General features: G+C 38.6%; 1 protein-coding gene. It reads left to right on the forward strand.

Annotated features, from left to right (window positions below):
* Positions 1–1002, forward strand: a 1002-nt coding sequence (locus AOG54_RS03815; protein WP_055032445.1) for an MFS transporter, incomplete at its 5' end; no start/stop codon positions are given.
* Positions 1003–1173: the final 171 nt, after the last annotated feature.

Consider the following 1173-nt stretch of genomic DNA (forward strand, 5'->3'; position numbering starts at 1 on the left):
GGAATAGGCCTTGTTATAGGTGCATACATAACCGAATATTTTGGATGGCAGTGGTCATATCATTCTGCAATTCCCGTTGCATTTGCACTGTTTATCCTAAGCTATTTTTATCTTAAGGATTATGCGGAACCTGTAAGGGAAAAAATAGACTTTGTCGGTGTTGCCCTTCTTGGAATTCCACTGGTATTTCTGATATTTGGTTTATCTGAGGGTCAAACCTATGGATGGACTTCAATTACAATAATATCAATGTTCATACTTTCAGGCATCCTGTTTTACATTTTTGTAAGGTATGAGTCAAATGCTGAAAATCCATTTATAAACATACAGCTTGTCAAAAAAAGAAATGTGTTAATAGCAAACTTTGTGGGACTCTTTGCCATGTCAGGTATGTACTTCCTATTCTTCACGGTGCCCACATTGCTTCAGGATCCAGAGCCGGCCGGATTTGGAAAAACAATTCTTGAGTCTGGCATAATAATGCTGCCGGCAACAGTTATGGCCATGGTATCAGCCCCTCTTGCATCACTGGAAACTGAGAAAAAGGGGCCAAAGGCATCAATGATTACCGGACTTTCAATAGGGCTTATTTCATTTATAATGTTAATATTCTTCAGGTCGACCATATTTGACATAATATATGCTGCGGTGGTTCTTGGAATAGGGTTTTCCTTTATTCTGGTTGGTGTCATAAATCTTTTGCTTATTTCAACACCAAATGAACGGGCCGGTGAGGCCACAGGGATGAATACGGTTTTTAGAGAAATAGGAATGTCGATAGCACCCGCAATAGCCGGATCAATTGAATCGATGTATTCAGTTCCTGTGATAATATCAATACTTCCATACAGCATGGGATCATTGAACTATATACCTGTATTCTATGATTTCCCGTCATCAAGGGCCTTTACCATGGTATACATTATAGGCATAATATTTGTAATTATAAGTATAGGCATCTCCAGTCTTATAAAAAACACAAGAGGTGATTTAAATGAATAAAAAAATTTTGGCTGTTTTAATAGTATTTATGTTTGCTGCTTCAGGATTACTTGCATATGAGTATTCTGGTGTTAATGACCATAAAAGTGCGTTTACATCATCACAGGCACCTGTTGAGGTTACAGGTGTGCACTGGTACAACCAGACATCAAGCATGCTTCCAGCCCCTGG

Origin of the sequence: Acidiplasma aeolicum, assembly GCF_001402945.1 — an archaeon.
Classification (GTDB): Archaea; Thermoplasmatota; Thermoplasmata; order Thermoplasmatales; family Thermoplasmataceae; genus Acidiplasma; species Acidiplasma aeolicum.